The 8911-nt window shown below is 53.1% G+C and carries 7 protein-coding genes; 4 read left to right on the top strand and 3 right to left on the bottom strand.

The features are described from left to right. Positions 1-81 precede the first annotated feature (81 nt). Positions 82-1950: a hypothetical protein gene (locus HRU10_14240; protein ID NRA28390.1), complete on the bottom strand. Its 1869-nt coding sequence runs from the start codon at positions 1948-1950 to the stop codon at positions 82-84. Between the two features lie 614 nt (positions 1951-2564). On the opposite strand from HRU10_14240, the gene HRU10_14235 reads away from it, so the two are divergent. Genes HRU10_14235 through HRU10_14225 form a run of 3 tightly spaced genes read left to right on the top strand, consistent with a single transcriptional unit; the run spans position 2565 to position 6112 of the window. Continuing rightward, on the top strand, positions 2565-4151 hold the full coding sequence (locus HRU10_14235) for a phosphoglycerate dehydrogenase (GenBank protein NRA28389.1): 1587 nt from the start codon (positions 2565-2567) through the stop codon (positions 4149-4151). A gap of 18 nt (positions 4152-4169) precedes the next feature. After that, positions 4170-4781 carry a glycerol-3-phosphate 1-O-acyltransferase PlsY gene (gene plsY, locus HRU10_14230; GenBank protein NRA28388.1) on the top strand — a complete coding sequence of 204 codons (612 nt, stop codon included), beginning with the start codon at positions 4170-4172 and terminating at the stop codon, positions 4779-4781. Beyond that, entirely contained in the window at positions 4778-6112 is a 1335-nt protein-coding gene (locus tag HRU10_14225; protein ID NRA28387.1) for a homoserine dehydrogenase, read from the top strand. The genes plsY and HRU10_14225 overlap by 4 nt, the downstream gene beginning before the upstream one ends. Positions 6113-6301: 189 nt before the next feature. Here the strand turns inward: HRU10_14225 and HRU10_14220 are convergent, their stop codons facing one another. Next, positions 6302-7270: an aminoglycoside phosphotransferase family protein gene (locus HRU10_14220; protein ID NRA28386.1), complete on the bottom strand. Its 969-nt coding sequence runs from the start codon at positions 7268-7270 to the stop codon at positions 6302-6304. A gap of 171 nt (positions 7271-7441) precedes the next feature. Here HRU10_14220 and HRU10_14215 point away from each other — a divergent pair, with 171 nt between their 5' ends. After that, complete coding sequence (locus HRU10_14215; GenBank protein ID NRA28385.1) at positions 7442-7936, top strand: hypothetical protein; 495 nt, start codon at positions 7442-7444, stop codon at positions 7934-7936. 3 nt (positions 7937-7939) lie between these two features. On the opposite strand, the gene HRU10_14210 is transcribed toward HRU10_14215, so the two are convergent. Then, complete coding sequence (locus tag HRU10_14210; protein ID NRA28384.1) at positions 7940-8845, bottom strand: EamA family transporter; 906 nt, start codon at positions 8843-8845, stop codon at positions 7940-7942. Positions 8846-8911: the final 66 nt, after the last annotated feature.

The following is an 8911-nucleotide window of genomic DNA, read 5'->3' as shown; positions in this document are numbered from 1 at the left end:
GACACGATCAACCGCTACAGCCCATCAATACTCAGGTTTGATCTCCGCCATCAGGTCTTATGGGATGGCTGTGAAATCCAATCAATAACTCATCCACACCGAGAATGAAGCCTGGCGACCTTGTCCGGGGGCACCGGGGACCTCTTCGAAGTCTTCGTCGAGCAGGTTGTCTATGGAAAGTTGGAAGCGGAGGCGGCTGTCCAGGGTTGTGGCCGATAAGCTGAGGTGGGAGAGCCAGGCTGTGTCGTCGCTACTGCGGAGGGAGTTGGGCTCTTGGGCACGCCACTCGTTATCCCAACTGAGCTCGATAGCATCGGTCAGTGAAACCACAGCACCCAGTGTAACCCGATGCTCGGCATAGTTTAGGGCGTAGAAACTGGCATCGACTAGGTCAGAGACAGAGCCGTAGTCGGGCGACTTATCGAGCCAGGTGTAGGCAAAAGTGAGGCGATACCAGGCTGTATTGACCTCGGCAAATAGCTCGGCTCCCCAGGTTTCGAGATCGAGATTTTCTGCTTTGCGGGCAAAGAGCGAGCCACTCTGGTAAGTCCAGTCGACGAGGTTGTCGTCTTGGCGGAAAAAGAGCTGGCTGCGAATGGCGTAACCTTCGCCGTCGAAGCCGAGGCCGATTTCAGCTGAGCGCGCGAACTCGCGATCTAGGTTTTGATTGCCCCGAAAAAGGCCGCCGTTGGGATTGCCTGCGATGGCAGTGTAGCCCGCGACTTGCGTGCTTTGGCTTAGGTCGAGGAATGCAGTCCATATGCCGGCGTTGCGCTCCACGTCTATGCTGTAGCGTGCGAATGGCGAGACGGCCGTGCTGTCGCGGTTGGTGTCGTCGAGGCGTAGGCCAAAACTGGCCGAGTGGCGGGTGCGCCCCGATTCGTGGACCGTACCCGACCAATCTGTGGTGAGGGCTGTATAGGTACGGTCGTCGAACTCTCCAAAGACCAGCGCGGTGGATTTTATGGCGTCATAGGCGACGAGTGCCGACGTGGTCCACTGTCCATTCCATAGAGGAGCGGCGGCAGCGATGCGTGCCACAGCGTAGTCGGTATCATGTTCGAATGCGTTGAAGAGTCCGGGCTGTGCCACATCAAATTCGTAGTCGTCCAAATTTTGGCGATAAGCTGCACCAATTTCCCAGTTTATATCCCCGGATTGGCGCTCATAAGTTGCCAGTAGAAGGGTGGTCTCGACGTCTTCGCCTTCGATGCCACTTGAACCCACTAAATCATGTAGTTCGCGCAGAGCGTAAAGATAGGGCCATGTAAACTCCTTATCCTGGTGTCCAACCATAAAATTGAAACGTGAGTCCTCATCGACCCACTCTACTCGACCCGTAATGCGCTCGAATTGGTGGTCTGCGCCGAAGTCCTCTTGGTTATTCTCGGAGTATGCGATGCTGTATTCACCAGCCCATCCCGATGCTCCGAAGGCCTGTGCCCCATAAAGGTCGAATCCGAATAAGGCATCCGACCCGGCAAAAATGCGGTGACTGAAAGCGGACTGGGCTGATGCAAAGTCTAGAGAGATCGAAGCGACGGAGGCGTTGAAACCTTTACGGGTTTGGGCGGAGCCTAAAGCGACTTCCGGATCGGCTAGCATACGGCTGCTGATGGGGAGCTCGGCAGCATAATGTCCGGTCTGTGGATCCATGATTGGCAAGCCCCCGATAATAAACCCAGTATTTTCAAAGGTCCCCCCGCGCACCGCAATGTCCCCTTGCAGTTCATTCAAATTTCGCGCCTGAACGTCCACCCACGGTGAGTAGGTCAGGCTGGAGACAGGGGATTCAAAGGTGGTCGTGGGAGTGGAGTTGGCTACCGGGTTTGCCGTGAGCACATAGGGATCGAGAATAGATAAATTTTGGCGTTCGTTAGCGGCTAGGACGTGAAATGAGAGCGCGCAGCCGATTACTGGAATGAGTCGTTTGTGAGTCGAGTGATGCATAGAAGTGGCGGGACCATGATTCCGTAGTAAGCTGTGGCAAGCTTATAAGTTATCCTTAAATTATATCTGGTTAACAATTGATGGAACGCATGGAGACATTGCTCTTCACTGGTGCAATTTCATCCGCGAATGGACGCGAATAAACGCTAATTTTTTGGGCTCTTTATGCATTTAGGTTCACAGTCACCGCATAGAAATCCTAATTTTCCATGAACCACAGATTGCATATATAAGTATTTTGTTATCAGGTGTTTATGATTATTCTCCAGAAGGATGAAAGTTACATGGATATCCTTCGAATTGGCGAAGTATCAATACGCCTTATCTCACAGAATTTCGTGGACGATTCTCTTTTTCGTAAATCTCTCTTATTCATAAAGATCTGTGAATATCTGCGTAATCTGTGGGATAGTTGTGATTTAGGTCCAAAATGTATCGAGGAACTTGTTGCTCAAAACGCACCTAAAACTATCCGCGAAGATCTGCATCCATTCGCGAATGAATCCCGTCGAGCCTTAGACTTGGCGAATTTCTACTGTAATACCGGATTGCCATCTCCGGCGGCGGGTGCTTTTTTCCTCCGCTTCGCGATTTTCCGAAAACCCAACTCACTCATGAAGATCCTAGTAGCCGACCGTATCTCTCCTCTTGGTGTGGCCTTTCTGAAAGAACAGGAAGGCTTTGAAGTCATCGAGGCCTACGGTTCGTCACCCGAGAAGATCCTCGATCTGGTAAAAGATGTATCCGCGATTGCCGTGCGTAGTGAGACTAAGATCACAGCCGATGTGTTCGCTGCAGCTCCACAGCTTAAGGCAGTAGGTCGTGCTGGCGTCGGTGTGGACAACATCGATTTGGCGGCGGCGACGGAGCATGGCGTGGTCGTGATGAATACGCCTGGCGGTAATACGATCGCGACGGCGGAATTAACCTTCACCCACATGATCTGTGGCACACGTCCCATAACGCAGGCAGCAGCATCCATGAAGGCTGGTAAATGGGGCCGCAAAGAGTATCCGGGAAAAGAGCTCTATCGGAAGACGCTGACGATCCTCGGGCTGGGTCGCATCGGTCGCGAGGTGGCACTGCGTGCTCAGGCATTTGGGATGAATGTGCTGGCCTACGATCCTTACCTAACGGAGGACCGGGCGAAGTCATTGGGCATCGAGTGTGTCGATCTCAATACTGGATTTGAGCGGGCCGACTATATTACGGTGCATATGCCTTTGACTGACGAGACGCGGCATATGGTCGATGAGGCTGCTTTTGCTCGGATGAAGGATGGTGTGCGTATTTTCAATGTCGCTCGTGGTGGCATCATCAAGGAAGCTGCCCTGCTTGAAGCGCTTGAGGCTGGCAAGGTCGCAGCGGCGGGATTGGACGTATTCGAGGTAGAGCCGCTTCCTGAAGACCATCCATTCCGCAGTATGGACAATGTGGTCCTCACCCCGCATCTCGGTGCGTCGACGGCGGAGGCTCAGGAGAGTGTGGGAATCGAAATTGCAGAATTGATTACGGCCACGCTAAAGGAGGGTGTCATCCAGAATGCAGTGAATATGCCCTCGGTGGACGCGCGCACTTTAGAGAAGCTCGCTCCTTACCTCACACTTGGGAAACGCCTTGGCACCTTTATTCAGCAACTGGCCCATCGTCAGGTCGGGGAGTTGAAGATCACATACTCCGGAAAGATTATAGAGCTCGATGCTCAGCCCCTCACGCGCGCTATCCAACTTGGGTTCCTTTCTCGCATTACTGCAGCAGCCAACGATGTCAATGCGCCGGCCAAGATGAAAGAACTGGGCACCAAGGTGACAGCGATCAAGTCTTCAGATGAGGGGGATTACAGCGAATTGATCCAGGTTGAGGCTTATTGTGAGAATGGTGACCTGATCGCGTCGGCAGCTGGCACGCTCATCGGCAAATACAACCAGCCGCGCATCGTAAACATCGATGGGCGCGCTATCGATTTTACTCCCACCCACACCTTGCTTTGTCTGCAAAATAATGATGTTCCTGGCATCATCGGTAATATCGGTGCCATCCTCGGTGAGGAGAGTGTTAACGTCGCCAACATGTCACTCGCGCGCATGGAGGGGGGCACCGCCATCTCGGTCTTTGAACTCGATTCAGAACCAACGGATGCGGCGATGGCGCGGATAAGTAACCATCAGGCGATCCTGAAAACGCGCGTGGTGCGTTTTTAGACGGCTGAAAGCCCTTTTATGTTTCCCATTGAGATCATTGCTGTCCTCGTCATCGGCTACTTGTTTGGGTCCGTTTCTTTCGCGGTCATCATCGCCAAGAGTAAAGGCGTCGATATTTTTGCGGAGGGGAGCGGTAATCCTGGGGCGACCAACGTCAAACGGGTTTTGGGAAAGGGCCCCGGGAATCTATGTTTTGCGCTGGATGCGCTCAAGGGGTTTGTCGCTGCTGGGTGGCCGCAGATGCAATCCATGGGAGTGCAGTCGGATCCTGAGATTCTTTCGATCTTGGGTCTCGCCGCTGCGATTCTCGGTCACAGCTTCTCGGTCTTTATCAAATTCAAAGGAGGGAAAGGCGTGGCGACGACCATGGGTGGCCTGCTAGCTATGATGCCTCTGGTTCTCTTTTCCGGACTTGGGGTATGGCTTATGGCATTTTATACCTCACGCTATGTGTCCCTGGCATCGATCTTGTTTGGTTTGAGCATGCCGCTGCTCGCATTTCTATTTGGGATGTCTGGGTCTTACATCGCGTTTTCTTGCCTGATTGCTCTACTCATCTTGGTGCGGCACAAGGCCAACATAAAGCGCCTGCTCAATGGCACCGAAAATCGCTTTTTACGTAATTCATGAACGATCCATCCGTCATTCGCATCGGACTCCTCGGCCTCGGCACAGTCGGCCAAGGCGTTTGGAAGAATATCGAGAATAACCGTCAGGCCCTTGAGGCTCGACTTGGTGTGCGTCTCGAGATTACCCGCGCTGGTGTCCGCAACATCAACAAACCCCGCGATATCGCAATCGATCCTTCATGCATCACCACCGACTTGGAGAGTATCGTCAACGATCCAGACATTGATATTGTTTGTGAGTTGATGGGGGGGACTGACCTTGCCCGCGACCTCACCCTAGCCGCGTTCAAAAACGGTAAAGCAGTGGTCTCTGCTAACAAAGCCTTGATTTGTGACTACGGTAAGGAGCTTTTCCAGGTATCGCGTGAGAATGGCGCACCCTTTTTCTTTGAAGCCAGTGTCGCTGGGGGAATTCCGGTGATTAAAGCTCTGCAAGAAGGCCTTGTGGCCAACCGCTTCAAACTGATTTTCGGAATCCTGAATGGCACCTCAAACTACATCCTGACACGGATGGCGCGTGAGGGGCTCGCCTTTGAGGAAACCCTTCAAGATGCGAGAGATCTCGGCTACGTCGAAGCTGACGAGTCACTGGATCTCGATGGAATCGATGCGGCCCATAAGGCCGTCATTCTGGCTTACCTAGCTCATGGACGCTGGCTCGATCTCGATGGCGAGGCCGTTGTTGAAGGCATTCGTAAGATCACTGCTGAAGACATCCATATGGCCAACCGCCTCGGCTATAAGATAAAACTCCTCGGCATTATCTCGCGGAATTTTGAGACCAATGCGCTTTGGCTTCGCGTAGTCCCTTGTCTGATTGCAAAGGGCGAAGTGATTGCCGATGTCGATGAGGTCTACAATGGTGTGAGTATTACGGGCGACGTAGTGGGCACGACGGTTCTCATTGGCCGAGGAGCTGGCCAAGACGCGACCTCTTCGTCTGTTATTGGCGACATCGCCGATGCCGTGATCGCGCTGGCACGACGTTCGAGTTCGCTCGATACCAAGGACGATACGGGCCTGGACATTCAGGAGGAAGTTCAGCTGGCTGCACCTGAACATATTGAGACAGCTTTCTATTGTCGTATCCGCGTCCAAGATGAGGTCGGCACCCTCTCCGAAGTAGCCAAAGTCCTTTCTGAGCACGAAATCAGCATTGCTTCCGTGCGCCAGACTGAGATTACGGGCGAACCCTTTGCCTCGATCGTATTGACCACGCACAAGACCAACGAATCGGCCATGTCCCGCGCTGTCGTTGCACTCACCGCGCTCTCAGCAGTCGACACAGAGCCCACGACTTTCCGCATCTTTAAACCCGCGGATTATCAGTAGGACGGGACTCGTTTAAGCTACGTTGGTCCGGCTGTGGTGTCCATCCGCCTTGGGGCAATCGCTGTCGCGATCACCCTACGAAAGGTGGTTGTGTGGTGGCGCCAGCTCGCCGAGCCGGCTGTAGATTATCGGTTGAGAGGCCCGAGATGAGTTTTACCAACAGGCCTTATTAATAATTTGGATTTAACTCTAATGGCTTTCTTGAAACCAACTCGGTGGGCCGCCGTCGTGGAAGTCGTGAGTATTGACGATTTCCATGATCTGTTGCTGAAAGCGGGTTAAGCCTGCGCGATCTTCGCGGCCTGCCATCCAGACCAGTGATGCCGAGATGCTCATCGCAACATAGAGATTGTAGCGCTGCCACAGGTCTGGGGCTTGGGCGACTTCAGCATAGGTCTGAAATTGAGCCGAAGCGAATTCTGCGCTCAGAGGAAGGGTAAACCAAGGTATTTTCCGCAGGTCTTGGATGGGATCGTCGTCATCCATCCGATCAAAATCGATGACGCCCTGAATGCGCGTTTGTTTCTCGATCAGGTTGCGGGGGTGGAAGTCGTCATGGACGCGCGTCACGGGCCAGCTTGTCATTTTAGGCAAGGATTCCTCGATGAAGGGTTCGATTTGATCTTGGCCGGCGAACGAAATCCCCAAGCGGTAGAGCGCTTCCTGAGAGCGTTCATATTTGAGGATGGTTTTTCTCACGACATCTGCGCGAGGGCGACAGGGAATGTCGAGGCTGTGAAAACGGTAGAGTAGCTTTCCAGCTTCTTGGCCGAGCGCGTAAGCAGTCTCAGAATTATGCTGAAGCAGTGTCCGCCCAAGCGAATGTCCGCGAATATAGCTGTAGGCCATACCTCCCCAGACACGGGCGGCATCTTCCTCTTCTATCTTCTCGGGAAGATCGAGCATCATGGGACAGTTTGCCGGAAATTGTGCGGCTTGGCAGATCTCTAAAGTCTTATATACGTTTTGAAAACGCCCTGCTCGCGACATCGGGAAGAATCGTGCTACAAAAGGCTCGAAGGCATCTTTTGGTGATTCTGCCAGCCACAATATATCGCCGGAAAATCCACCTGGTAACTCGGTCATGAAGTATGGCCCGGTGTAGCCCAAGATTTCCATCCAGGTATCGACTACGGCGCGCGCTGACTCTGAGTCCATGATGATGAATGAGGCCAAAGAGTGCTGCTTGTCGAATCTCTATTGAGATGAGCGGATTCTCGCCGGCGAGAAAAGTGAAAGTCATGTATTGCCGGCTTCGGTTCCTATCCTCAACGTGCGGTGATGGATGCGATGACCTCTGAGCACCGAGTGCAGTTGCAGAGCCAGATCATGAATCGGTTATTTTGGATTCAGTCTGGATTGCTCATCATCATCTTGGGTCTTGTTTTAGCCAGTCTTTCTAATCCCGAGAAATTGGGGGCAACGCCTCTGTGCCTCCTGGTTGGCGGACTCGGGGCATTGCTAGCTTTGGTGCGGCGTGTGCCGAAGGTAGATGCGGAGGGTTTGTTGCGTTTGAGCCGTGGTTGGGTCGCTGTATTACAGCCCGGTTTATACGGTGCGTTTATGGCCGGGGTGGCTTATTTGCTTTTTATGTCGGGTATTCTGACTGGCGTGGATGGGGAAGGGCTCATCGCCACGAATCTTTTTCCGTCTTTCGACCGCCCTGATGCTTCTGGGCAGTTGTTGACGATGCAGACAGTATTTAAATTGCGCCCGGCTACCGTTACTGACTTGGGGCAGTTGTTTGTTTGGTGCTTCTTAGCTGGTTACTCCGAAAGTTTTATCGTGGGGATTCTCGGTAAGCTAGAGAAGCAGGGAAAATAGGGGCTATTGCGGGTCGGGCCGGCCGGTGCTTTTCCGGAAATTGGGTCCAACGATTCCAACGATTGAGCCAACTACAATCAACACTGCGCCTACGATCTGACCGGTGGTTAGTTTTTCTCCCAGGGTCAGGTAGCTCACGACGCAGCCCGTAGGCACGTAGAAGTAGTATAGGATACCTGAAACCGTCGTGGGAAGGGCGCTGGTAGCTTTGATCCACAGTGTATGGCTGATCACAGTGCCGAAAATAGTTAGATAGATGAGACCCAAAATGCTCCCGGCAGAGAGGTTCCAATCGCCGAGAGGGGCGGTGGGCAAGAAGATCAGGATCGCCCAACCATATTGAGCCAGCGTGCGTTGTGACATGGGCACGGCGGTCATGCGCTGGTGGAAAATCGGTAAGATCGCGTAGAAAAAGGCTGAAGCGACGCCGCTGATAAAGCCGCAGAGCGCGTAGGGGCCCAAGGCATTAAAGTCGATGCTTCCACCGGTTAGGACGGTTCCTGCGATAGCCATACTCAGGCCGACTAGGTGAAATCGCGTCATGCGGTGCCCGAGAAAAAGTGCTCCGAGGATCATCACCCAAATCCCGTAGGTCGAGACTGAGATCATGCCCATCTGCGCGCTGGCAAGCTTGATACTCCAAAAGAAACCCATCCAGTGCAGTCCGAATGAAATACCTATAAATATCAGCCCGCCCCATTGTTTGCGATTGAGCTGAATGAACTTCTTCGCCCGTAGCGCCACGGTGCCCACGATCAGGGTGGAAAAAACTAGGCGAAACATACCGATGACCCAGGCGTCTGCCTCGATACCTCGAATGACCACGGGGACGGTGGACATCAACATCGCTGCCAAGATGGCTTCGATGTAAGCAAAAGGGACGGCTTTCATATGTAGGATCACAGCCATCCCATAGGGATGCGCTAAAAAATTAAAAAGTGGTTGGCTTTGGCGGACTTCCGATCAAGGAAGTCA

This window comes from Opitutales bacterium (assembly GCA_013215165.1).
In the GTDB taxonomy this organism is placed as follows: domain Bacteria; phylum Verrucomicrobiota; class Verrucomicrobiia; order Opitutales; family JABSRG01; genus JABSRG01.
Note: the sequence above shows the minus strand (reverse complement) of the source record. Positions and strands in the feature narration are given on the sequence as shown.

Coding starts and splice junctions, on each gene's coding strand:
- HRU10_14240 (NRA28390.1), bottom strand. CDS start 1,950: ATGCATCACTCGACTCACAAACGACTCATTCCAGTAATCGGCTGCGCG.
- HRU10_14235 (NRA28389.1), top strand. CDS start 2,565: ATGAAGATCCTAGTAGCCGACCGTATCTCTCCTCTTGGTGTGGCCTTT.
- plsY (NRA28388.1), top strand. CDS start 4,170: ATGTTTCCCATTGAGATCATTGCTGTCCTCGTCATCGGCTACTTGTTT.
- HRU10_14225 (NRA28387.1), top strand. CDS start 4,778: ATGAACGATCCATCCGTCATTCGCATCGGACTCCTCGGCCTCGGCACA.
- HRU10_14220 (NRA28386.1), bottom strand. CDS start 7,270: ATGGACTCAGAGTCAGCGCGCGCCGTAGTCGATACCTGGATGGAAATC.
- HRU10_14215 (NRA28385.1), top strand. CDS start 7,442: ATGAATCGGTTATTTTGGATTCAGTCTGGATTGCTCATCATCATCTTG.
- HRU10_14210 (NRA28384.1), bottom strand. CDS start 8,845: ATGGCTGTGATCCTACATATGAAAGCCGTCCCTTTTGCTTACATCGAA.